At 69.1% G+C, this 23,871-nt stretch carries 20 protein-coding genes and 1 pseudogene; 12 read left to right on the top strand and 9 right to left on the bottom strand.

Annotated features, from left to right (window positions below; all coding sequences use genetic code 11):
• Window positions 1–18: 18 nt before the first annotated feature.
• The 5 genes from KSF81_RS01850 to KSF81_RS01830 all read right to left on the bottom strand — a co-directional run bounded on the left by KSF81_RS01850 (window position 19) and on the right by KSF81_RS01830 (window position 5,717).
• Window positions 19–849, bottom strand: a complete 831-nt coding sequence (locus KSF81_RS01850) for a tripartite tricarboxylate transporter substrate binding protein (protein ID WP_309139442.1) — start codon at window positions 847–849, stop codon at window positions 19–21.
• A gap of 223 nt (window positions 850–1,072) precedes the next feature.
• Window positions 1,073–1,831 carry an SDR family NAD(P)-dependent oxidoreductase gene (locus KSF81_RS01845; RefSeq protein WP_217377487.1) on the bottom strand — a complete coding sequence of 253 codons (759 nt, stop codon included), beginning with the start codon at window positions 1,829–1,831 and terminating at the stop codon, window positions 1,073–1,075.
• Window positions 1,832–1,870: 39 nt separating this feature from the next.
• Window positions 1,871–2,875: a tripartite tricarboxylate transporter substrate binding protein gene (locus KSF81_RS01840; protein WP_217377486.1), complete on the bottom strand. Its 1,005-nt coding sequence runs from the start codon at window positions 2,873–2,875 to the stop codon at window positions 1,871–1,873.
• 80 nt (window positions 2,876–2,955) lie between these two features.
• The gene (locus KSF81_RS01835) at window positions 2,956–3,987 is read right to left on the bottom strand and encodes a zinc-binding dehydrogenase (protein ID WP_217377485.1); all 1,032 of its coding nucleotides are present in this window, start codon (window positions 3,985–3,987) and stop codon (window positions 2,956–2,958) included.
• A gap of 2 nt (window positions 3,988–3,989) precedes the next feature.
• The gene (locus KSF81_RS01830) at window positions 3,990–5,717 is read right to left on the bottom strand and encodes an acetolactate synthase catalytic subunit (protein WP_217377484.1); all 1,728 of its coding nucleotides are present in this window, start codon (window positions 5,715–5,717) and stop codon (window positions 3,990–3,992) included.
• Between the two features lie 87 nt (window positions 5,718–5,804).
• Here KSF81_RS01830 and KSF81_RS01825 point away from each other — a divergent pair, with 87 nt between their 5' ends.
• The gene (locus KSF81_RS01825; RefSeq protein ID WP_217377483.1) at window positions 5,805–6,500 is read left to right on the top strand and encodes a GntR family transcriptional regulator; all 696 of its coding nucleotides are present in this window, start codon (window positions 5,805–5,807) and stop codon (window positions 6,498–6,500) included.
• A gap of 166 nt (window positions 6,501–6,666) precedes the next feature.
• On the opposite strand, the gene KSF81_RS01820 is transcribed toward KSF81_RS01825, so the two are convergent.
• From KSF81_RS01820 to KSF81_RS01810, 3 genes are read right to left on the bottom strand one after another with little or no spacing between them, the layout of a single operon-like run.
• The gene (locus KSF81_RS01820; protein ID WP_217377482.1) at window positions 6,667–7,275 is read right to left on the bottom strand and encodes a 2-hydroxychromene-2-carboxylate isomerase; all 609 of its coding nucleotides are present in this window, start codon (window positions 7,273–7,275) and stop codon (window positions 6,667–6,669) included.
• Between the two features lies 1 nt (window position 7,276).
• Window positions 7,277–8,011, bottom strand: coding sequence for an SDR family oxidoreductase (locus KSF81_RS01815; RefSeq protein WP_217377481.1), 735 nt, complete (start codon window positions 8,009–8,011; stop codon window positions 7,277–7,279).
• A gap of 16 nt (window positions 8,012–8,027) precedes the next feature.
• Window positions 8,028–9,572, bottom strand: coding sequence for a class I adenylate-forming enzyme family protein (locus tag KSF81_RS01810; RefSeq protein WP_254453316.1), 1,545 nt, complete (start codon window positions 9,570–9,572; stop codon window positions 8,028–8,030).
• Between the two features lie 165 nt (window positions 9,573–9,737).
• Here KSF81_RS01810 and KSF81_RS01805 point away from each other — a divergent pair, with 165 nt between their 5' ends.
• The 4 genes from KSF81_RS01805 (at window position 9,738) to KSF81_RS01790 (ending at window position 14,841) form a co-directional block, all read left to right on the top strand.
• The gene (locus tag KSF81_RS01805; RefSeq protein ID WP_217377479.1) at window positions 9,738–10,787 is read left to right on the top strand and encodes a helix-turn-helix domain-containing protein; all 1,050 of its coding nucleotides are present in this window, start codon (window positions 9,738–9,740) and stop codon (window positions 10,785–10,787) included.
• A 644-nt stretch (window positions 10,788–11,431) separates the two neighbouring features.
• Complete coding sequence (locus tag KSF81_RS01800; RefSeq protein WP_309139441.1) at window positions 11,432–12,832, top strand: M10 family metallopeptidase C-terminal domain-containing protein; 1,401 nt, start codon at window positions 11,432–11,434, stop codon at window positions 12,830–12,832.
• Window positions 12,833–13,218: 386 nt separating this feature from the next.
• Window positions 13,219–14,088, top strand: coding sequence for a calcium-binding protein (locus tag KSF81_RS01795; protein WP_217377477.1), 870 nt, complete (start codon window positions 13,219–13,221; stop codon window positions 14,086–14,088).
• A 528-nt stretch (window positions 14,089–14,616) separates the two neighbouring features.
• Window positions 14,617–14,841: a hypothetical protein gene (locus KSF81_RS01790; RefSeq protein ID WP_217377476.1), complete on the top strand. Its 225-nt coding sequence runs from the start codon at window positions 14,617–14,619 to the stop codon at window positions 14,839–14,841.
• Window positions 14,842–15,011: 170 nt separating this feature from the next.
• On the opposite strand, the pseudogene ftsZ reads toward KSF81_RS01790, so the two are convergent.
• Window positions 15,012–16,148 (bottom strand): annotated as a pseudogene (ftsZ, locus tag KSF81_RS01785) (cell division protein FtsZ); the annotation flags it as partial.
• Window positions 16,149–16,525: 377 nt separating this feature from the next.
• Between ftsZ and KSF81_RS01780 the strand changes: the two are divergent.
• The 7 genes from KSF81_RS01780 to KSF81_RS01750 all read left to right on the top strand — a co-directional run bounded on the left by KSF81_RS01780 (window position 16,526) and on the right by KSF81_RS01750 (window position 23,813).
• The gene (locus KSF81_RS01780; protein WP_217377474.1) at window positions 16,526–16,708 is read left to right on the top strand and encodes a hypothetical protein; all 183 of its coding nucleotides are present in this window, start codon (window positions 16,526–16,528) and stop codon (window positions 16,706–16,708) included.
• 272 nt (window positions 16,709–16,980) lie between these two features.
• Window positions 16,981–18,213, top strand: coding sequence for a 3-methyl-2-oxobutanoate dehydrogenase (2-methylpropanoyl-transferring) subunit alpha (locus KSF81_RS01775; RefSeq protein WP_217377473.1), 1,233 nt, complete (start codon window positions 16,981–16,983; stop codon window positions 18,211–18,213).
• Between the two features lie 3 nt (window positions 18,214–18,216).
• A complete protein-coding gene (locus KSF81_RS01770) occupies window positions 18,217–19,233 on the top strand; it encodes an alpha-ketoacid dehydrogenase subunit beta (RefSeq protein ID WP_217377472.1) in 1,017 nt (338 codons plus the stop codon).
• Window position 19,234: 1 nt separating this feature from the next.
• Window positions 19,235–20,521 (top strand): dihydrolipoamide acetyltransferase family protein, encoded by a 1,287-nt coding sequence (locus KSF81_RS01765; protein ID WP_217377471.1) that lies wholly within the window; start codon window positions 19,235–19,237, stop codon window positions 20,519–20,521.
• A 10-nt stretch (window positions 20,522–20,531) separates the two neighbouring features.
• Window positions 20,532–21,917, top strand: a complete 1,386-nt coding sequence (lpdA, locus tag KSF81_RS01760; protein WP_254453315.1) for a dihydrolipoyl dehydrogenase — start codon at window positions 20,532–20,534, stop codon at window positions 21,915–21,917.
• Window positions 21,918–22,333: 416 nt separating this feature from the next.
• On the top strand, window positions 22,334–22,861 hold the full coding sequence (locus KSF81_RS01755; RefSeq protein WP_217377469.1) for an MOSC domain-containing protein: 528 nt from the start codon (window positions 22,334–22,336) through the stop codon (window positions 22,859–22,861).
• Window positions 22,862–22,868: 7 nt separating this feature from the next.
• Window positions 22,869–23,813 (top strand): PDR/VanB family oxidoreductase, encoded by a 945-nt coding sequence (locus KSF81_RS01750; RefSeq protein WP_217377468.1) that lies wholly within the window; start codon window positions 22,869–22,871, stop codon window positions 23,811–23,813.
• Window positions 23,814–23,871 lie beyond the last annotated feature (58 nt).

Here is a 23,871-nt window from a genome sequence, read left to right as displayed (position 1 = left end):
GCCAGGCCCGGCGTGGAATCAGCCTTCGAGCGTGAGCCCGAGGCGGCGGACCATGTTGCGCTCGTACTCGACGCGTTCGACGATGAAGCGGCGGTAGCTCTCCGTATCGGAATAGACCAGCGGCATGTCGAACTGGGCGCGGACCTTCGCATTGTCCGGATCGAAGAGCGCGGCCTTGAAGGCGTCGTGCAGCACGCGGACGATACCCTCGTCCATACCCTTCGGGCCGCTGATCCCGTAGGGCGAGGTCACGACCATGTCATGGCCAAGCTCCTTCAGCGTCGGCACGTCGGGGAAGCGCGCCGCGCGTTCGCCGGACCAGACCGACAACGCCCGCATCGCGCCCGATTCGACGAAGGGGCCCCAGGCGGAGCTGTCGCAGATCATGTCCACATGGCCGCCGATCACCGCCGTCACGCCCTCATTCGCGCCGCGATAGGGCACATGGGTCAGTTCGATCCCCTCGCGCTCCTGGATCGTCTCCATCGCCAGATGGTTCGAGGTGCCGACGCCGCTGGTTGCATAGGTCAGCTTGCCGGGATTGGCGCGGGCATAGGCGACCATGTCCTTCCATGTCTGGAAGCGGCTGTTCGCCTTGACGGCCGTGCCGAAGAGCCAGCCGGTCAGGCCGATGATATGGGTGAAGTCGGCGATCGGGTCCCATTGCGGCGTCCGCATCATCCAGGGGCGCCGCAGCACGGAAAGGTGCATCTGCGTCAGGGTGTAGCCATCCGGCTGCGCCTGCTGCGCGACCGTCATCGGCCCGAGCGTCCCGCCGGCGCCGGGCCGGCTCTCCACGACGATGGGCTGGCCCAGTGTGCGCGTCGCGATCTCGCACAGCGACCGCACCTGCGCATCGGCAGATCCCCCCCGCGGGCCAGGGAAAGACCAGCCGGATGGGCCTTTCAGGGTAGCGCCCCTGCGCCAGGGCGGGCACCGCCAGCATCGCGCCGGCCAAGCCCAGGACGGAGCGGCGGGTGGAATGGGTGCTGCCGCGCGGTTCAGGCAAAGGCTCTTCCTTGGGCATCCGAATCTCCTCCGGCATTGGTGCCGTTCCAGGCTTCCGCCGGCATCACGGCATGTAGCTGCCGCCGCCGACGTCGATGGTCGTGCCGGTGAGGTAGGCCGCGGCATCCGAGGCAAGGAAGGCCACGACCTCGGCCACATCCTCGGGCTCGCCGAGCCGCCCGAGCGGAATGCGGGCGAGGAAGGCCTCGTTCATGCCCGGCGCGGCACCGGCGACCATGTCGCTCTTGATGCGGCCGGGCGCGACGCTGTTGACGGTGATGCCGCAAGGGCCAAGTTCCGCCGCGAGGTTGCGCGCGAAGCCCATCAGCCCGGTCTTGGATGCGCCGTAGTAGGCGCCGGTGATGGTGCTCGGCACTCGTGCGGCCTGGCTTGTCATCATCACGATACGGCCCCAGCCACGCTTCTTCAGCACGGGGATCGCCTGCCGGGAGAGCATGAACGGGCCGGTGAGGTTCACGTCCATCACCCGGCGCCATTCCTCGGTGGGGATGTCCTCCACCAGGCGCTTGCGGCCGTTCACCTTGGGCGAGATGCCGGCATTGTTCACCAGCACGCCGAGGCGCTGCCACCAGTCGCCAAGCGCTTCCGGCAGGGCGGCGATCGCGGCTTCGTCGGCGACATCGAGACGGATCGCGCGCGCCTGATGCCCGGCTGCGGCGATATCGGCCGCGGTGGCATCGACGCCGTCAAGAACGTCGGCGAGGACCACCGGATGGCCCGCCGCGGCGAGGCGCCTCGCAATGGCTGCACCGAGGCCGCGCGCGGCTCCGGTGACGAGGGCGACACGATCGGCGTTGCTCATGACGGTGTCCTTGATGCGGGCATGGCAGGATTCCTCCGCTCAGCCATCGACGCTGATGCCGAGCCGTTGCACGAGGGCACGTTCACGCGCCGTCTGCTCCGTGACGTAGCGCGTATATCCGGCAGGGTCGAAATAGGCGAGCTGCAGGTCGAAGCGCGCACGGATGGCGGCATTGGCCGGTTCGAACAGGCCTTCCTTGAAGGCCTCGTGCAGCCGTGCCGCGATGGCCGGGTCCATTCCCTTCGGCCCGCTGATGCCGTAGGGAGCAACCGAGACCAGGTCGACGCCGAGATCCTTCAGCGTTGGCACCGCCGGGAAGCGCGGCGAGCGTTCCGGCGACCAGACGTGCAGCGCGCGCATCTCGCCGGAATCGATGAAGGGGGCCCAGGCGGCGCTGTCGCTGACCATGTCCACATGGCCGCCGAGCGTCGCCGTCATTGCCTCCGCTCCGCCGCGATACGGCACGTGGGTCAGCTGGATGCCGAGCTTCTCCTGGATCTCGACCATCGTCAGATGCGGCGAGGAGCCTGCGCCGGTGGCGCCGAAGGTCAGCTTTTCAGGGTTGGCGCGCGCTTCCTCGACCACCTGCTGCCAAGTGCCGAAGCGGCTGTCGGCCTTCACCACCGTGCCGAACAGCCAACCGGCGAGGCCGATGATATGCGTGAAGTCGTCCACCGGGTGCCAGCGCGGCGTCCGCGTCATGAAGGGCCAGCGCATCACGGTGTGATGCATGATCGTCAAGGTGTATCCGTCGGGGCGCGCCTGCGCCGCCACCTGCTGCGGGCCAAGTGTGCCGGCGACGCCGGGGCGGCTGTCGATGACGATGGGTTGGCCGAGCACACGGCCGGCGGTCTCGCACATGCCGCGGATCTGCGCATCGGCCGACCCGCCGGAGGGCCAGGGAAAGACGAGCCGGATCGGGCGGTCCGGGAAGCGCGGCTGCGCCAGCGCAGGGGCCGCAAGAAGGCCGCCGAGCCCGAGGGTCGCACGGCGCGTCAGCCTGGCGGGCGCAAGGATGCTCGTCTGGTCGGTTGCTGTGGACATGGCTCGATACTCCTGGATCGTTGTCGGTTGTCGCTGTTGCATGGCCGCCCGGCGCGGGCCGCGCGGGCCCGCCGGCGGCTTCAGGGCATCAGGATCACCTTGCTCGCCGCGCGTTGGCGCGAGAGCTCGAACCCTTCCAACCCCCGCTGCAGCGGCATGCGATGCGTGATCATCGGCCGGTATGCCTCGGGATCACGCGCGAGCAGCGCGATGACGCTTTCCCAGGTCCGGTGCTCCGAACCATGCGAGGCACGAAGCTGGTGCCGGTTCCGGACGAAGGTCGTCAGCGGCAGGGAGAGCGGCGCAGCATGGATGCCCGCGACCACGAGAACCCCTTCCCGCTTCAGGACCGCCAGGGCGTCGGTGATGGAAGGCGGATGGCCGGTCGCCTCCAGCACCACGTCCACCAGCTTGCCACCGTTGGTCGCCAGCACCTGCTCAGCCAGAGGGCCTTCGGCGACATCGACGATGTCGTGGAAGCCGAGCTGGCGCAGCACCGCGTAGCGCGGCTGGTCCGCGCGGCCGGCGATGATCACCCGGCCCGCGCCGGCGGCCCGCGCCATCAGTGCCAGGCCCTGGCCGATGGTGCCGGGGCCGAGCACGAGCACGGTGTCGCCGATGCCGACCTCGCCGACCAGCACGGCCTCGGCCGCCACGGCCAGCGGCTCGACCAGGGCGCCGAGTTCCGCATCGACGGCGTCCGGCAGCGGCAGGGCGTTGCCGGCGGGAACATTGACGAAGCGCGCGAAGCCGCCATCGGAGGTGAGGCCGAGGCTCAGCCGCTCGCCGCGCAGGCGCGGGTCGCCCGGCCAGGCGGCCTGCCCGTCGCCACGCTGCAGCCGCGGATGCACGGCGACGCGCGTGCCCTCCGCCACCGCCGCCCCGGCGCCGACCGCGACGACGCGGCCGGCGACTCCATGGCCCATGGTCAGCGGCAGGCAGGGGACCATGTGGCCGTAGCCGTCGGTCCACTCATAGGCATGCACGTCGCTGCCGCAGATGCCCACGGCCTCGACCCGGACCTGGACCTCTCCCGCTTCCGGGGTGCCGGGCTCCGGCACCTCCAGCGCCTCAAGCCCGAATCCCGCCCGGGTCTTGCGCAGGGCGAGCATGGTCAGAACGGATCCGGGTAGTGGCCGGAGTAGATGTTCAGCGGCGGCCTGCCATTCGGGTCGGTGATGACCTCGATCAGCGCCGGCTTCCCGGAAGCGAAGGCCGCGTCGAGCGCGGGGCCCAGATCCTCGCCGCGCCCCACGCGCAGGCCCGAGATGCCGCAGGCCCGCGCGATCGCGGCGTGGTCCACCTCGGCGAAGTCGCAGGCGATGGTGTGGTCGCCGTACTTCGCATCCTCCGCGTGCTTCTGGAAGCCGAGGATGCCGTTGTTCAGCAGCACCACCGTCACCGGCACCTGCAGGCGGCGCAGGGTCTCGAGCTCGGCCCAGGAATGGGCGAAGCCGCCATCGCCGACGAGGCAGACGACGCGCTTGCCCGGCGCCGCGACCTGCGCGCCGATCGCCAGCGGCACGCCCCAGCCGAGGCCGGCCAGGCCACGCGGGCTGAGGAAGCGCTGACCGGCGCGCTTCGCGGTCATGTAGATGTTGATCCAGTTCGACGAGTAGGACGCGTCCGCGACCATGATGCCGTCGGCGGGCAGCCTCCTGTCGATCTCGGCGGCGACGCGCTCCGGCCGCACCGGGCCGCCGTCACGCATCGTCACGCTGGCGACCAGCCTGCGCCAGCCCTCGATCGCCTTGGCGATTTGCGCCTCCACCTTCGGGCGGGCGGCGGCACGGGCCGAGAGGTCCCGCCGCAGCATCGCTTCCCGCAGTGCCGCGAGCGTCAGCTTCGCATCCCCGGCAAGGCGCAGCGCCTCATAGTTGCGGCCGATCTCCGAGGGGTCGAGGTCGATGTGGATGTAGCGCGCGCCGCGCGGATAGAGCGTCCAGGAATCCGTGCCATTCTGGTTGGCGCGGTTGCCCACCAGGAGGACGACATCGGCCTCGGTCACCATCGGCTTCAGCTCGTGGGCACGGGCACCGCGGCCGAGGGTATTGCCCACCACGCCGATCGAGAGCGGATGCGTCTCATCCACGCTGCCCTTGCCCATGAAGGTGGTGGCGACGGGCAGGTGCGCATCCTGCTGCAGAGCCGCGAGCTCCGCCGCGGCATCGGAGATGTGGACGCCGCCGCCGGCGATGATCAGCGGCCGCTCGGCCCTGGCGAGCAGCTCCGCCGCCGCCTCGATGCGCGCCGGGTCGGCGAGGGTGCGGTCGAGCGGGAAGGTGCCGAGCACGGCGCGGCGCTGCGAGGCGGCCGTGGCCTTCTCGAGCAGCAGGTCGGCGGGCAGCAGCAGCACCGCCGGTCCGGGGCGGCCGGAGGTCGCCGCCGTGAAGGCCATGTCCACGTAATCCTCGAGCCGGTCGGCGCGGTCGATGCGGCGGACGAATTTGGCCACGCCCTCGAACAGCTTGATGTGGTCGAGTTCCTGGAAGGCGTTCTTGTCCACTGCGTCGCGAGTGACTTCCTGCACCAGCGCGATGACCGGGATGCCGACCTTCAGCGCTTCGGCGAGCGGCGGCACCAGCAGCGTCGCGGCCGGCCCATTCTGGGCCGTGACCACGCCCACCTTGCGGGAGATCCGCGCGTAACCGTCGGCCATCGTGCCGCCCATGTTCTCCTGCCGGTAGACGGTCTGGCTGATGCCGGCATGGGGGGCGGCGAGGTGGAAGGCGGAGGGCAGGCTCTGCCCGAAGGTGGTGGTCACGCCATGGCGCGCGAGGGCCTCCGCGAGGCGGAGGGCAACATTCGCATTTGCGGTGGCGATGGGGCCGGCATCCGGCATGTGGCGTCTCCAGCAATGATATGATATTTGCTATATCAAACAGCATATCGCTTGACAGGTCAACCCCAACCCCCGGAGAAGCGAGGCATGGCGGCTGACACGACCTTCCTGCCCGTGGACCGTGAGGTGACGCTCACGGAGAAGGTCTATGGGCGGCTACGCAGCGCTCTGGTCGGCGGACGGCTCGTGCCTGGGCAGAAGCTGGTCCACCGCCAATTGGCCGCTGAGCTCGGGGTCAGCCTGACTCCGGTGCGCGAGGCCCTGCTCCGGCTGGTCTCGGAAGGCGCGCTGGATCTGGATGCCCGTGGCATTGCCTGGGTGCCGCAGCTCCTGCCGGAGCGTTACGAGGAGATCATGGAACTCCGCATCGAACTGGAGGGACGCGCGGCGGCACGCGCGGCCGCCCTGGCAACCCCGGAGCAGATCGAGGCCCTCCGCGCCATCCACGCCCGCCTGATGCAAGCACGGCGCGCGGGGGATGCGGCCACGGTCCTGGCCGAGAACGAGCGCTTCCACTTCGGGGTGATCGAGATTGCCCGGATGCCGGTTCTCCGACGGGTCGTCGAGAACCTGTGGACCCAAGCCGGCCCGACGATCAGCCTCCTCTCCACCGTACCGCGTCCCGTGTCGCCCGCCGGCCACCCACACGACGATCTCCTGCAGGCGTTGGATGCACATGATGCGGCCGCAGCGGGCGCTGCGGTGGAACGCGATCTGCGGGAACACGCGGCGATCGTGGCACCGCTCCTGGGACGTGCCTCGACACATCACGACAGGATCTGAGACCTGGCCAGGCCAGCCGCGCGTATGGCAGGGCGCTCTGGCACCACCCCGGCAAGCCGATGCCGGCGCTGGTAGATGGAGACCACCTGCCAGGAGAGGTGAGCAACATCATGCCGGCGCTTCTGGGGCTGCGGTGTGAAAGGCGGGGTATGGACCAGCCGAGCGGTCAGCCGCGGCGGCGGAGCACCTCCTCTTCCACGTCACGCAGCTGGTCCTTGCCGAAGAAGATCTCCTCGCCGACGAAGAAGGTTGGCGAGCCGAAGGTGCCGCGGGCGACCGATGCCTCGGTGTTGTGCGCCAGCTCCTGCTTCACCTCGGGGGACTGAGCAAGCTCGAGCAGGCGCTTGGCATCGAGGCCGTTGTCCGCGAGGACCGACCGGATGACCTCTGGCTCGTCCATCTTCTTCGGCTCGCTCCACATGTTGTGGAAGACGACCTCGACATAACGCTCGAAGCATCCCTCGTGCCGGGCCGCGACGGCGCCGCGCATGAGGGTGAGCGTGTTCACCGGGAAATGCGGGTTGCGGCGGAAGTCGGTGATGCCGTGCCGCGTGAGGAAGCGGCGCGTCTCCAGCTCCATGAAGGCCCGCTTGCTCGGGATGTCCCGGAAGGCCTCCGCCGGGGAGCGGTTGCCCGTCGCCTTGAAGACGCCGCCGAGCAGGATGGGCACGTAGCGGAAGCGCACCCCGGTTCGCCGCTCGATCTCCGGGATGACCCGGTGGGCGAGGTAGGCGTTCGGGCTGCCGAAGTCGAAGTGGAACTCGATCTCGCTCATCTCACCACTTCTCCCCATGGGGCCGGAGGTCCAGCTCATGCGTCCAGGCGTCGCGCGGCTGCAGGTGCAGCTGCCAGTAGGTCTCGGCGATGGAGGCCGGGTTCACCAGCTCGTCGGCCTCGAAGCTGTCCTGGCCTCGCTCGCGCCGCCGCTCGCGCACCCAGGCCGTGTCCACGCCCGCATCGATCACCAGGTGGGCGACGTGGATGCCCTTCGGGCCGAGCTCCCGCGCCATGCTCTGCGCCACGGCCCGGAGGCCGAACTTCGCGCTGGCGAAGGCTGCATAACCGGAGCCGCCGCGCAGGCTGGCGGTGGCGCCGGTGAAGATGATGGTGCCGCGGCCGCGCGGCAGCATCAGGCGGGCCGCCTCGCGCCCGGCGAGGAAGCCGGAGTAGCAGGCCATCTCCCAGACCTTGCGGAACACACGCTCGGTGGTGTCGAGGATGGGGAAGTTGACGTTGGCGCCGATGTTGAAGACGCAGACCTCGAGCGGCGCGGCACGCTCGGCCTCGGCCAGGAATTCGATGATGGCCTCCTCCTTCCGCGCATCGAGGGTGTGGCCGCTGCACCGGCCGCCCGCCGCTTCGATTTCGGCGACCAGCGGCGCCAGCTTCTCGCCGTTGCGGCGCCCGGCGAGGACGGCGTAACCGCCCGCCGCGAAGCGGCGCGTGATGGCGCCGCCGATGAAGTCGCCAGCACCGACTACGGCAGCGGAGGCGTTGCGTGGGGTATCCATCCTGGTCGTCTCCTCGTTATGATCTGGCCTCGTCTGGCGCGGGCCCGCTTGCCGCCTGCTGGGCCAGCTGCTGCTTCAGGATCTTGCCGGTGGGGTTGGTCGGCAGGGCATCGAGCAGGACGATCCCGGCCGGGCGCTTGTAGGGCGCGAGCCGCGCGGCGGCGAAGGCGGCGAGGCCTGCTGCGCTGGTGGCCGCGCCGGGGCGCAGCTGGACGAAGGCGACCACCTCCTCGTTGCCGGGCACCTTGCGCCCGACCACGGCGGAGAGCGTGACATCCGGATGCGCGTTGAGCACTGCCTCGATCTCGGGCGGGTAGACGTTGAAGCCGGAACGAATGATCAGCTCCTTGCTGCGGCCGACGATCCAAAGCGCCCCGTCCTGCATCCGGGCAAGGTCCCCGGTGTTGAACCAGCCCTCCGCGTCGATCACCGCGGCGGTCAGATCCGGGGCGCGGTAGTAGCCCTGCATGAGCCCGGGGCCGCGGACATGAATCTCGCCGACCTCGCCCGGGGCGACGGGCTGGTGGTCGGGACCGAGGAGGCGGAGTTCGATGCCCGGAATGGGCTCGCCCACGGACTCGTCGCGGCGGGGCTTGTCGGACGAGGTCATCGCAATGGTCGGCGAGCATTCGGTGATGCCGTAGCCGTTGTTCAGCGGCAGGCCGAAGAGCTGTTCGATCCCCTCCTTCAGGTCGAGGTCGAGGGGCGCGCCGGAAGCGGAGATCAGCGCCAGGTCGGGCAGGTCGAGCCGGGTCACGCCCTTCGTGGCGCAGTGCTCGCGGATGCGCTGGAACATCGCCGGGACACCGAGGAACCGGGTGATGCGCTGCCGCTCCAGGGTGGCGAGCGCCGCCTCGGGCTGGAAGCGCGGCGCGAAGTGCACCGAGCCGCCGGACATCAGCGTGGCTGTCAGGACCGTGGAGAAGCCGACGATGTGCGCGAGCGGCAGGATACCGTAGAGGCGGTCGCCGGGCCCCATCTTGCGCATCACCCGGGCGGTCGTGGCGATGAACAGGATGTTGTGGTGGGACAGCATGACGCCCTTGGGCGCCCCGGTCGTGCCGGAGGTGTAAAGCAGCACGGCGACTTGCTTTGCCGGGTCGGTGGCCGCGGGCTCGGGCACCACGTCCGGCGCCAAGGGCCCGAGCGCCAGTGGGCCGACATCGGGTAGGTCGAGGAGTGCGGCGCCGTGCCGCTCGGCATGGGCGCGGGCGTCGGGGGAGACGGCGGCGGTGTAGAGCACGCGCCGCGCGCCGGAGTGGTCTCGGATCAGGTCGATCTCGCGCGCGCTGAGGCGGGCATTGACGTTCACGACCCAGGCATCCGCCGCCGAGATCGCCAGGATCAGGACGGCCTGGGCAATACCGTTCTCGGCCACCACCATGACCCGGTCGCCGGGCCGGACGCCGTGTTGCCGCAGCCAGTCGCGGAGGAAGCCGACGTTCCGGGCGAGCTCGCCGTAGGTCCAGGCCCGCCCCTCTTCGGCCAGCGCAGGGGCGTCCGGCGTGCGTTCGGCCCAAGGCTCGATCACCTGGTCGATCCTGGCGGGCAGGGCCGCCATGGCCGAGGCGAGCCTGTGATCGAGGGAGGGGGCCGTTCCTTGGGTCGCCATGCGTCTCCTACCTGAGTTTGATTTTTGAACTTACAGTCGGAAGGTGCGTTTGAAATCTGAACCCGTCAAGCATAAAGTTGTCCGGCGGCTTGGGCCTCGGGGAGAGAGTGGTCGATGCGTTGGCGGGAGTTGGGCGAGCAGGAGTGCTCAGTGGCCCGGACGGTATCCGTGATCGGCGACCGCTGGACCCTGCTGGTCCTGCGGGAGTGCTTCCTGCGCGTGCGCCGCTTCGAGCAGTTCCAGGAGCGGCTGGGGATCACCCGTCCCGTGCTTGCCGAACGGCTTCAGAAGCTCGTGGACGCGGGGGTGCTGGAGAAGGTGCCCTACCAGGAGCGCCCGGTACGCCACGAGTACCGCCTGACGCCCCGCGGCCTCGACCTCTACCCCGTGCTCATGGCGATCGTGCACTGGGGTGACGTCCACATGGCCAAAGACGGGCGCCGCCCCCTGTTGCACCGGCACAAGCTCTGCGGGCACCTGTTCGATCCGGTCATGGTCTGCTCGGAATGCGCCGCGCCGCTGAATGCGCGCGAGGTGACCGTGGAGCCAGGTTTACGGGGCGACGCGGGGGGAGCCGGGAGAGGCAGCAGAAGCGAAGATGCCATTGCCAAAACGCCGAGCCCGGCCATCGGGGATCACTTCGCCCGACTAACCAGCGCAGAAAGCCACCGCCTTTCTGCAAGGCGCGTCGGACCGAGCGGTAGGCCCCCAGCTCCTCGGCCCGGGCGGCTGTCGGGCGACATGCAAAACCCATCCGGCGGCGACGTCAGGAACCCAGCCACCCCTGGCTGGCAGGGGAGAGACAGGGTGTCTGACCAGATGAGCGGTGTTCCGCCCGTGGCCGACGGGCGGAGTCAATGGATGAGGATGTCGCAGGGCTCAACAGCCCCGTCCAGCCCGGATTCCGTCCTGAAGGCGGATTCCTGGACGGCTTCTGCCGCATCTACTTTCGGGACCGCTCCTATGTGGCACCATGGCCACTTCGGGCACTGCTCCCGAAAGGCTGAATCCGCCACGAATTGGTCCAGGGCTCTCCCTGCACGCGACCGTGACGCCACGAGTAAGGGCCACGGCGTTACCCTTCAAAGTTGTATAGGAGGGGCAAAAAATGCCGGAAACGGTTGTTTTCGCTGCGGGCATCAGCCAGGTCTCTCCCGCGGGTGACGCCTATATCGACGGGGTGCTCTGCGGCTCCAAGTGGAACGGGCCCGTCTCATTCTCCTTTCCCGACACGGCCTTGATCTATGAGGGAGCCTCCGAAGCGGAGAGCAACTTCGCCCAGGTCTCCTTCGCGCAGATGCAGGCGGCGCGCTGCATCCTCACGGGGTCGTCCAGCTACGCCGGCGGCAACAGCGCCGAGCGCGCCATGTCGGTGACCTGGTTCACCCATCTCGACATTTTCGACGCGGGCTTCGGCGACGCCGACATCCGGCTGGCTCAGTCCAGCAAGCCCCCGACCGCATGGGCTTACTATCCCGGGCTCCATGATATCTCGGGTGACGTGTGGTTCGGCACAGCCTACGCCGGCACCGAGTTCGACTACCGCAATCCCGTCCTTGGCAACTATGCCTACCACTCCGAGCTCCATGAGCTGATGCACGCGCTCGGCCTCAAGCACGGCAACGAACAGGGGGGCGTTGCGGATGTCGCGGTCCCGTCCGACCGGGACGGCCAGGAATTCACGGCAATGAGCTACCGCAGCTATATCGGCAGCACGACACTTGCCGACACCTATGAGCGTTGGGGCGCAGCACAGACGCCCATGATGCTCGACATCGCCGCCCTGCAGGCCCTCTACGGCGCCAACTATGACAGGGTGGGGCTATCCGATGTGTACCAATGGAGCCCTGTCACCGGAGAAATGTTCATCAATGGCGTCGGCCAGGGGGCACCTGGCAACGGCGCCGGGGGGCAGCGCCAACCGCATTTTCCTCACCGTCTGGACCGCCGGTGCGGACGCCACCTACGACTTTTCGAACTATGCGACCGGCGTCTCGGCCGACCTCCGCCCGGGCCAGTGGTCCGTCACCTCCCAGACGCAACTCTCCTACCTCGGCGACGGCCACTATGCCCGCGGCAATGTCTTCAATGCCCTGGAGGCCGATGGAAATCCTGCCTCGCTCGTGCGCAATGCCGTCGGGACCGCACAGGCCGACACGATCATCGGGAATGAGGTCAGCAACACGCTCACCGGCGGAAAGGGCAATGACACCCTCACTGGCGGAGGTGGGACCGATACCTTCATCCTTTGGGATGGCGACGGGGCCGACATCATCGCCGATTTCGCGAGTGGTCAGGACATGCTGCTGATCCACGGCGTGGCGGCCAGCCAGGTCAGCATCAACGATGCCGCCTCAGGGGGGCTGACGGTGAGCTACGGAGGCGCCCGCATCTTCCTTGCCGGGCTTGCCGGGCTCTCGACCGGGGACATCATGCTCGACAGCGGCGCGATGGCACTGATGCCCACCGCGCCGCCGGCACAGATCGGCAATGGCACGAATTGGGGCGCTGCCCCGGCCGCGGTCACTGTCTCCGACCAGATTTTCGGCGGCCAGACCTATACCATCACCGCGACAGCCGCAGCCTGGAACACGGTGAAAGGAATTCAGGCGGCGCCTCCTGCCTGGGACGTCAGGTATGATACGCACCTCGCCTACGACAATTTCGTGGTGGCCAAGCTCGACCTCCGTGCGGCCGGGACGCGAGACCTCGACATCCTCGAAATCGGTGCAAAGCGTGGCGAGGTGACGCTCGGTGACGGCGACGACGTCTTCACCTGGATTGCCCATTCCAATGGAGGTGCCATCTCAGAGAATACGATGGTCATCCGCACCGGTCAGGGAAACAACACCGTCCGGGTCAGCGCGGCCGGCCTGTCAACCCTCGACGATGGCCACAACAGTGGAGACGGCAGCCTCTGGAATCCCAGCTACACGGGGAACAAATCGGCCGCCGAGGTCTTCCTGGGCAACGGCAACGATACCATCGTCGTTGATGGTTGGGTGAAGCTGATTGCCCATGGAGGCAGCGGCTACGGCTCTATCAAAGCAGGCGCCGGCGCCGACACGATCATTGCCGGATCGGGTGGCGGCGAGTTCTCCGGAGGTACTGGCAAGGATACCTTCGTCTTTGCCCCCCGGAGCCGGCCATGCCGTGATCCGGGACTTCAGGTCCGGAGTGGATGTTTTGCAGTTTCAGGGCGTCGCTGACACGGCGATACACACCACGAAGGCAACTGAACTCGGCACAGCCGGCCTCCTGGTGACCTACGACGCTCTGGGCGCCAGTGTCTTCCTGGCTTCTGTGGCAAAGCTGGGGGCCGCTGATCTCCTGTTCGCCTGACCCTTGCCACGATACCACGTAACCGCCACGCGGAGGGAGATCCCGGCTCCTTCCTGCTCCGGCTCGAATAGGGTTGCCTTGCCAGGGCCGCAAGCGCTATCGCTTGCTCACGGACCCGTGATGTGCCGGCGTCCTGACGGAGCACCGGTGCATGGGGTCGATCAATCCAACAGGGTACAGCGTCTCCGGCGGTGCGGCCGTGGCGCCGTTGCCGTCCGGGACGAGTCCTCCACCTCCGAATCCTGATCCAGGCATGCTGCCCCCGGCGCTCTTCCAGGCGCCTCTCGGCGCGTGGAGCAGCTTCGAGCCGATGGTCCGCATCGGACCACGGCTCATCGAGGGCATCGATTACGCGGCCTTCGCCGCGACCGGCGGCTGGAACTCGGTCACGGCCGTCCAGAGTGCGCCGGCATCCTGGGACCCCGAATACGCGCCGAAGCTGGCCTTCACCAACTTCAAAGACCTGGAGCTTGACTTCCACACCGCAGGCCCCGTCGCGCTCGATGTGCTCGCCATCGGTGCGAAGCATGGCTCAGTGACGACCGGCGGCGGTGATGACCATGTGGTCTGGGACGCCCATAGCGACATGGGCGGCACGTCCGCGAATACCATGGTGATCGCCACCGGAGCTGGGGACGACACAATCCTGGTGACATCCATGGGTCATTCGAGCTTCGATGCGGGCTTGGATGCCGGTGATCTCCGGGACGGTCCCTATGACGGCCGCTTCTCCTTCGCCGCCGTCACTGCCGGCGGCGGCAATGACACCATCACGGCGCAAGGCCTGACGTCGCTGCGTGCCAATGGTGGCGCGGGTACCGACCTCATCCATGGCGCCGGCGGGCAAGACACCATCATCGGCAGCCGGGGTGACGATCTCCTGTCCGGCGGCGGCGAAGCTGACAGCTTCGTCTTCAGGCCCGGTGACGGACACGACACCATCGCCGATTTCATGCCGGGAGTGGACCGCCTGGCCTTCCACGGCATCTCCGCCGCCGAGGTCTCGACCCAGGCCGTCGTCATCGACGGCAATACTGGCCTCCTGGTGACCTACGGTACGGCGGGAGACACGGTATTCCTGGCCGGCGTTCTGCACCTCTTGGCCTCGGATCTCGTATTCTAGGGCCGTTGTCCCACGTTCCCGCCACGGCGATGGGCCTGCTACTGGACCCCAGCCGCTCCCGACCCAGGGCAAGGCGAGCAGCCCCAGCATAGCGCCAAAGTCGGCCAGGCACCGAATGTGGCGTCACTCCCCGACGCAGTGACGAGCATCCGGGCGGGAATCCGGATCGTCCGGCGGCAGCCTGCTTCTGCGGGCAGGTGTCTTTGCTGCACGCCACCTCCCCCCCAATCGTCGGCAACGCGCATTTGCGTGGCCTGGATGCCACAGTGTTGTGGCTGCAAAAATGCGAGCCCAGCGCCTGTGCTACCATCCAGCCCATGCTCGATGATGTCTGGATCCTCGGCCTTGCTTTGGGTTCCATCGCCGTCCCCGGACTGTGCCTCGTCCGCAGCAGGGGCTGGCGAACCGCGGCGGGAGCAGCCTGCCCCGCCATCACTGCACCGGAGGCGAGCGGGGGGGAAGCAGGAAGAGGTTCTGGCCCCGACGATCGAAGCCGCAGAGCAGCAACTCGCACTGCTCTACCGACGTATGCGGGCCTATCTGCGCGACCCCTATGACTACGCCGGATCCCGGATCACCAGCGAGCTGGCCTTCGAGCAGTGCCTGGACCTGGCTGTCAGCCTCAACATCCGCATGAGCGATCTCTCTGGCGCCGCATCTGCAGGGGCCGAGGAGCGCGATCGTATTCGCGGACTGGTTCTGCAAGGCCTCCTGGTAAGCCACCGATTGCTGAGCCGACCACCAAATTGGTAGCGCCCCGCTGGGTTCCGCGCGGCGGTCCCGGCATGGCGACGCTTCCTGCCTTCCGCAAGCTCGATCCGACCACCTCTGTCAGATCGCACCAGCCGCTGCGGTGCGGATTCATGGCCGGACTCTCAGTTGCGCTGGCGCCTCAGGAAGGTCGGGACATCAAGCGCCTCCTTGCCAGCCGCCACGCTGCCTGGCTTGCTGGCATCAGCCGGCACGGCAACGAGCTTGGCTGGCATCGCCAGGGGAGGGGCCAGCGGCGGCGTGGGTGGAGATGGCACGGCCGGCGGAGCGGGAAGCCCACGGCCGGCACCGGGCTTCCTCTGCCCCGCCGTCGGCTCCAGGGGGTCGATGCCGGTGGCCACGACGGAAACGCGGATGCGGCCTGCCATCCCCTCCTCGAAGGCCGAGCCGACGATGATATTGGCGTCCCCATCCACCTCCTTGCCGATCCGGCTCGCGGCCTGCTCGAACTCGAACAGGGTCATGTCGTCGCCGCCGGTGATGTTGATCAGCACGCCGCGGGCGCCGCGCAGCGAGACGTCCTCCAGCAACGGGTTGCTGATCGCGGCCTCGGCGGCCCGCAAGGCGCGGTCGTTGCCCTCGGCCTCGCCGGTGCCCATCATGGCCTTGCCCATCTCCGCCATGACGGTGCGGATATCGGCGAAGTCGAGGTTCACCAGGCCGGGCTTGACCATCAGGTCGGTCACGCCGCGCACGCCCATGTGGAGGACGTTGTCGGCCATCCTGAAGGCCTCGGCGAAAGTGGTGCGCTCGGTCGCCGCCCTGAAGAGGTTCTGGTTCGGAACGACGATGAGGGTGTCCACATGCTGCTGCAGCTCCTGCAGCCCCTCCTCCGCGGCATGGCGGCGCCTCGGCCCCTCGAAGTCGAAGGGCCTGGTTACCACGCCGACGGTCAGCACGCCCCGCTCCCGCGCCATGCGGGCGATCACCGGCGCCGCCCCGGTGCCGGTGCCGCCGCCCATGCCGGCTGTGATGAAGGCCATCTGGGCGCCCTCGAGGTAGCGGCGAATCTCCTCCTCCGCCTCCTCAGCCGCCGCCCGGCCGATCTCGGGCTTGGCGCCGGCCCCCAGGCCCTGGGTGAGATGCATCCCGAGTTGCACCCGGCGCTCGGCGGCGCTCCGGGCCAGCGACTGCGCATCGGTGTTCGCCACCACGAACTCCACGCCGACGAGACCCATCGCCACCATGTTGTTGACGGCGTTTGTGCCGCCACCCCCGACGCCGATTACCGCGATGCGCGGCGTGGTCTCGGCATCGCGCACCGAATCCAGCGTGAGATTGAGGGTCATGGCCGAGGGCCCCGCAAAGGGCGGCCGTCTGGCCGGAAGCCGGGCGCCGCCGGATCCCAAGCGCCCGACACGATCACCCTCAGCGCCTCGCGCCTGCGCCGTGGGCGCAAGCGTGCTGTTCCGGACGGATGGAGCATCTCGGCTTTCCCCCGCCCGGCCCGTACGGCCCCCCGGCCACACGCCCCCACCGGGCAGACCGACTATAGACCCCACTGCGGGCGCCCCGCCTGAAGGATGATGCGACCGCCGGACGCATCTGCGTGTGGGAGCCGCTTGGCAACTGGCCGAGCAGGACCGCCAGCCTCCTGCCCTCGCCGCCGCCTTGGCCCGGCTGCGCGCCCAGACCCCGCGCTGTGGCAGCGGGGCATTGCCAAGCTGTGGGCCTTCGGCGCCATCGCCGCGGGGAGGCTCGTCCGGACAGCGACATCGACCTGGCCGCGGGATTCGCGCCGGAGGTCAGGCTCTCCCTGACCGGCTTCGCCAGCCAGCGGGCCGACCTCTCGGCGATGCTCGGCGCCCCTATGACCAAGCGGCTGATCGGGCATGATAATGCCATATGAACGAGCTCGCCCTGACGGCTGAATATCCACGGGTCGGACATCCCCATGGCGCTCCCGGGAAAGAGAGCAGCAGTAGAACACCAGCAATAATATGCCATGATCCAGAGACTGCCAGAATTGTTAATGGCCATGCAGGGCTCGGCACCTCACCTTGGGTGTTCGCGGGAAACTCAAGACAACTTCCGAACATCCGCGCTGTAGGCTCGCGGCCTGAGCAGAGGCCATTGGCGCAGCGGCTGGCCGTTCCGCGCCGCCAATGCGGGGAGCATGCGATGACCGAGTGGAAACCCCTGTCGCTCCACGTCCCGGAACCCCCGGTTCGGCCCGGCGACAGGCCCGACTTCAGTGGGCTCGCGATCCCGCAGGCTGGCAGGGTGCGACGGCCACCGGTGGATGTTGCGGCACACGACATCCACGACCTCGCCTACTCCGTTATCCGCGTGCTCAACCGCAGGGGCGAGGCGGTCGGTCCCTGGCGGCCGGGGCTGGATACCGACGCGCTGAAGGCCGGCCTGCGTGCTATGATGAAGACCCGCGCCTTCGACGCGCGCATGATGATGGCGCAGCGCCAGGGCAAGACCTCCTTCTACATGCAGGCCACCGGCGAGGAGGCCGTCGCCTGCGCCTTCCAGACGGCGCTCGGGAAGGGCGACATGAATTTCCCGACCTACCGCCAGCAGGGGCTGCTGATCGCGCAGGACTGGCCGCTGATGGACATGATGTGCCAGATCTTCTCGAACGAGGAGGACCGCCTGCGCGGCCGGCAGTTGCCGGTGCTGTACTCGGCGCGGGAGGTGGGGTTCTTCTCCGTCTCCGGCAACCTGGCCACGCAATACGTGCAGGCCGTGGGCTGGGCCATGGCCTCGGCGATCAGCGGCGACACGCGCGTGGCCGCAGGCTGGATCGGCGAGGGCTCCACCGCCGAGAGCGACTTCCACGCGGCGCTGGTCTTCGCCTCCGTCTACCGGCCGCCGGTGATCCTGAATGTGGTGAACAACCAGTGGGCGATCTCCTCCTACCAGGGGGTCGCGGGCGGGGAGAGCGCCACCTTCGCGGCGCGGGCGCATGGCTACGGCATCCCCTCGCTGCGGGCGGACGGCAACGACTACCTCGCCGTGCGTGCCGTTGCCGACTGGGCGGTGGAACGGGCGCGGCGCAACCTCGGCCCGACCCTGATCGAGTGGGTCACCTACCGCGCGGGGCCGCATTCCAGCTCCGACGACCCCTCCCGCTACCGGCCGAAGGAGGAGTCGGACGCCTGGCCGCTCGGCGACCCGATCGAGCGGCTGAAGCGGCACCTCATCGTGCTGGGCGCCTGGACCGAGGAGCGCCACACCCAGTCTCAGGCCGAGATCGAGGAGGAGGTGCTGGCGGCGGCGCGCGAGGCCGAGGCCCACGGCACCCTGCATGATGGCCCGAAGCCCAGCACCGCCACCATGTTCCAGGACGTGTTCAAGGAGATGCCCCGCCACCTGCGCGAGCAGCGCCAGGAGATGGGGGTCTAGGCCATGCCGCGCAGGACCATGGTCGAGGCCATCCGGGACGCTATGGACGTGATGATGGCGCGCGACCGCCGTGTCGTCGTCTTCGGCGAGGATGTCGGCTATTTCGGCGGCGTGTTCCGCTGCACCGAGGGGCTGCAGCGCAAATACGGCGCCGCGCGCTGCTTCGACGCGCCGATCTCGGAAGGCGGCATCGTCGGCGTCGCGGTCGGCATGGGCGCCTACGGCCTGCGCCCGGTCGCCGAGATCCAGTTCGCCGATTACATGTACCCGGCCTACGACCAGATCGTCTCCGAGGCGGCGCGGCTGCGCTACCGCTCGGCCGGGGAGTTCACCGCGCCCGTCGTGGTGCGCATGCCCTGCGGCGGCGGCATCTTCGGCGGCCAGACGCATAGCCAAAGCCCGGAGGCGCTGTTCACCCATGTCTGCGGGCTGAAGACGGTGATCCCCTCCAACCCCTACGACGCCAAGGGCCTGCTGATCGCCGCCATCGAGGACGACGACCCGGTCATCTTCCTGGAGCCGAAGCGGATCTACAACGGACCCTTCGACGGCCATCCCGATCGGCCGGTGGTGCCCTGGTCCCGGCATCCGCTCGCCGAGACACCGGACGGGCACTATACCGTGCCGCTCGGGATAGCTGCGCTGCGGCGCGAGGGCAGCGCCGTGACGGTGCTCGCCTACGGCACCATGGTGCATGTCGCGGAGGCGGCGGTGGCGGAGACCGGGGTGGACGCCGAGATCCTGGATCTGCGCACGCTGGTGCCGCTGGACGTGGACGCGATCGAGCGCTCGGTCCGCAAGACCGGGCGCTGCGTGATCCTGCACGAGGCGACGCGCACTTCGGGCTTCGGCGCCGAGCTGTCGGCGCAGGTGCAGGAGCGCTGCTTCCACCACCTGGAAGCGCCGATCCTGCGGGTGACGGGCTGGGACACGCCCTATCCGCACGCTCAGGAATGGGACTATTTCCCCGGCCCGGACCGGGTGGGCCGCGCCCTCCGGGCGGTGGTTGAGGCCGCCTGAGATGGGCACCCGCATCGTCAAGCTGCCCGATATCGGCGAAGGCGTAGCCGAAGCGGAGCTGGTCGCCTGGCATGTCCGGGTTGGCGACCTGGTCCGGGAAGACGAGCCCATCGCCGAGGTGATGACCGACAAGGCAACGGTGGAGATTCCCTCGCCCGCAACCGGCACGGTCACTGCGCTGGGTGGCGAGGTCGGCAGCATGCTGGCGGTGGGCGGGGAGCTGATCCGGCTCGAGGTGCCGGGCGCAGCGGACGAAGCGCCGCCGGCGCCGCAGCCAGCCGTCGCCACAGCGCCACCCCCACCGCAAGTGGCGGCCGCGCCGCGGCCCGCGGAAGCCACGGCGCCAGCCCCACCTCGGCCCATGCCACCCGCGGTGCCACCCATGCCCGGCGGCCCGCCGCGGCCCGCGGGCGAGAAGCCAATCGCCTCGCCGGCCCTGCGCCGGCGCGCGCGGGAGGCGGGGGTGGATCTCCGGCAGGTCCGCGGCAGCGGCCCGGCAGGGCGCATCCTGCATGAGGATCTCGACACCTTCCTGCGCGCCGGCGATGGCGGCGCACCGGCACCGGCTGCGCGCGTTGCCGACACAAGGATCGAGGCGATCAGGATCACCGGCCTGCGCCGCCGGATAGCCGAGCGAATGGCGGAGGCGACGCGCCGGATCGCCCATTTCTCCTATGTGGAGGAGGTGGACATGACCGCGCTCGAAGAGCTGCGCGCCGCGCTCAATGCCGGCGCCGCCGGGCCGGACCGGCCGAAGCTGACCCCGCTGCCCTTCCTCATGCGGGCGGTGGTCGGGGCCGTGGCCGAATTTCCGCAGATGAATGCGCTCTACGACGACGAGGCACAGGTGGTCCGGCGGCACGGCGGCGTCCATATCGGCATCGCCACCCAGACCGCCTCCGGGCTCATGGTGCCGGTGGTGCGCCATGCCGAGGCCCGCGACCTCTGGGACTGCGCGGCCGAGGCATGGCGCCTGGCGGAAGCGGCGCGGCAGGGCCTGGCGACGCGCGAGGAGCTGGGCGGATCGACCATCACCATCACCAGCCTGGGCGCGCTCGGCGGCATCGCCAGCACGCCGGTGGTGAACTGGCCGGAGGTGGCGATCATCGGCACCAACCGGATGGCCGTGCGGCCGCTCTGGCGGGAGGGCGGCTTCGTGCCGCGCCGGATGATGAACCTCTCCTCTTCCTTCGACCACCGCGTCATCGACGGCCATGACGCGGCGGGTTTCATCCAGCGCATCAAGGGGCTGCTGGAGACCCCCGCGCTGCTCTTCATGGGACACTGAGATGGGCGAGATGACGGCCAGGCTCCTCGTCCTCGGCGGGGGACCCGGCGGCTACACCGCGGCGATCCGTGCGGGGCAGCTCGGCTGCGATACGGTGATGGTGGAGCAGGGGCGGCTCGGGGGCACCTGCCTCAATATCGGCTGCATCCCCTCCAAGGCGCTGATCCATGTGGCCGGGGCCTTCGCGCAGGCCGCGGCGCAGGCCCGCGGCACCGCCTTCGGGCTGCGGGCCGCCGGCGCGCCGAGCCTGGACTTCGCGCGCGCGGTGGAATGGAAGGACGGCATCGTGGACCGCCTGAACGCGGGCGTCGCCGCCCTGCTGAAGCGGAGCGGGGTGCGGACGGTGCATGGCCGTGCGGAGATACTCGACGGCAAGACCTGCCGCGTCGAGACCGATACCGGGCCGCAGACCATCCGCACCGAGCACCTGCTGCTGGCAACGGGCTCGGAGCCGCTGGAGCTGGCGGCGCTGCCCATCGGGGGCCGCGTGATGTCCTCCACCGGCGCGCTGTCGTTGCCGGAGGTGCCGGCGCACCTGGCTGTGGTGGGGGCGGGCTATATCGGGCTGGAGCTCGGCATGGCTTTCGCCGCCCTTGGTGCCAATGTCGTAGTAGTGGAGACGGCCGAGCGCATCCTGCCGGGCTGGGACGCGGAACTGACGCGCCCCGTGCTGCGCGGGATGGAGCGCCTCGGCATCGAGGTGCTGACCGGGACCGAGGCACGCGGGCTGGCAGCGGATGGCGCGTTGCTGGTCGGATCACCGGGCGGCGCGGAACGGGCAATCCCGGCAGAGGCGATCCTGGTCGCCGTGGGCCGCCGGCCCTGCACCCGCGGTTTCGGCCTTGAGCGGCTGGATCTGGCGATGAACGGTCTCTGCATCCGCATCGACGAGCGCTGCGCCACCTCCATGCGCAACGTCTGGGCAGTCGGCGACCTTACGGGCGAGCCGATGCTGGCGCACCGCGCCATGGCGCAGGGCGAGATGGTGGCCGAGATCATCGCCGGCGAGCGCCGCGCCTTCGACAAGGTGGCGATCCCTGCCATCTGCTTCACCAACCCCGAGATCGTCGCGGTCGGCCTCTCGCCGATCGAGGCGCGTCAGGCCGGGCACGAGGTGAGGCTGGGCCATGTGCCCTTCTCCGCGAATGGCCGCGCACTGACGGAGGACGACGAGGAGGGCTTTGTCCGGGTGGTCGCGCGGGCGGACAACCACCTGGTGCTCGGCATCCAGGCAGTCGGCCGGGGTGTCTCCGAGCTCGCCGCCGGATTCGGCCTGGCGCTGGAGATGGGGGCACGGCTGGAGGACCTTGCCGGCACCATCCATGCGCATCCCACCCGAGGCGAGGCGCTGCAGGAGGCGGCACGCAAGGCGCTCGGCCATGCTCTGCACATCTGAGTGACTGTCTTGCGGGTCAAGCGGCTCGCCATGGTTTTTGGTCCCGCAGGATGGCGTTGAGGATGGTGAGGAGCTTTCGCTCTGAAGTGCCCATGTCGCGGAGCGGCGCTGTTCGACCCTTCTCAGCCTAAGCACCAGTCCTGATGGCAAACCGGACGGGGTGTTACGGCCGGTTCGGGCGAATTCCGGCATGCCGGTTCGCGGGGATGCGGAGGTGACTGGTCCGGCCACATAGTCGGGAATTGGCCCATCACCACGAGCCAGTTTCGCTCTATCGTGCCATGGTCCGTGGTCGTGACCGCTTGCCGGGAACGATCGAAGATGCAGTCGATCCAGAGCCTGTCGGCCGAAGCGGCAGCCGAGCGTATCGGCGGGCCGCTCCCGGCCGGCGCAGGCACGACCGAGGTGATGCCGTGATGCCCGAAGCAACCATCGAAGCCAACCGACCTGGAACCACACTCCTGCGCGCCCCCACCTGGAACGGCGCCGTCACCCACCTGCACATCACCGCCCGCGCCTTCCTGCCCATGCGGCCGCAGGAGAGCGTCGAACTCGTGGCCGGACGCGGCATCATGGGTGATCGCTACATGATCGGCGTCGAGCAGGGCTACTATTCGGAGAAGCCGGAGGAGGGGCGCCAGGTCACGCTGTTCGAAAGCGAGGTGCTGGAGGCCATCTCGAGGGACTACAAGGTCGAGTTCTTGCCCGAGGAGCATCGGCGCAACATCACCACTAGGGGCGTGCCGCTGAACTGGCTGGTCGGCAGGCGGTTCCGCATCGGCCCTTGTCTGGTGGAGGCGACGCGCCTGTCCGTTCCCTGCCGCCACATCGAGCAGATCCTGGACAAGCAGGTCTTCGACGCCATGGTCCATCGCTCCGGCCTCAACTGCCGCATCCTCGTCGGCGGCACGGTGCGCGTGGGTGACGAGATCCGGCCGGAGTAGCCGCTCCATGCCGCAGCACATCACGCTGGTGGTCCGGCGGGCCATCCCGGACGGGCCCGGCACGCGCCGCCTCGTCCTGCAGGACCCCGACGGCTGGCCGCTGCCCCGGTGGAAGCCGGGCGCCCACCTCGACATCCATGTGCCTGGCATCGGCCACCGCGCCTACAGCATGTGCGGGGACACGGCGCGGGCGGACACCTGGGAAATCGCGGTCAAGCGCGAGACCACATCCCGCGGCGGCAGCGCCTGGGTGCATGACGTGCTGAACGAAGGTGATGTGGTCGCTGCCTCAATGCCGCGCTGCACCTTCCCGATCGCCGATGGCGCCGCCCGGCACGTCATGGTCGCGGGTGGGATCGGAGTGACCCCCTTCCTCGCCATGGCCCATGAGTTCGAGCGGCGCCGCGCTGAGTGGGCCTTGCACGTCCTGTCCCGCGGAGAGCCTCCCTGCGCAACGGCTCTCGCGGGCTGCGCGCAGACCGGCCGGATACGGGTTTACGACACGACGAAGATGGCCCGGCCCTCCTGGGATGCACTACTGGACGGCGGCCCGGCACCTGGCCTCCATTCATATTGCTGCGGGCCGCAAGCGATGCTGGACGGCTTCGAAGAGGCGACCGGCAACTGGCCGGCGGGAACCACATCAATCGAGCATTTCGTCCCGCCGACACTGCCTGCGGCCGAGGGCGCGAAGGCCTATACGCTATGCCGGTCCACGACCAGGGGCGAGATGGAAGTGGAGCCCGGCGGCAGCATGCTGGCGGCCCTATGGGAACTCGGCGCCAAGGTCGATGCCTCCTGCGAGGGTGGCATCTGCGGCGCCTGTGAGGTGCGCTGGCTCGAAGGCGAGCCTATCCACCGCGACCGCGTGCTAACGCCGGAACGGCGCCGAACCCACCTGCTGGCCTGCGTCGCGCAATGCTCCTCGGAACGGCTGGTGGTGGAGACCTGACCAGCTTTTCTTCGCGTAGGATGTCGATCTGGCGTGGAGTGAGCCTCCGCGGCCGGTG

Source organism: Siccirubricoccus sp. G192 (assembly GCF_019084075.1).
Classification (GTDB): domain Bacteria; phylum Pseudomonadota; class Alphaproteobacteria; order Acetobacterales; family Acetobacteraceae; genus G192.
This window is presented reverse-complemented; position numbering and strand designations above follow the sequence as displayed.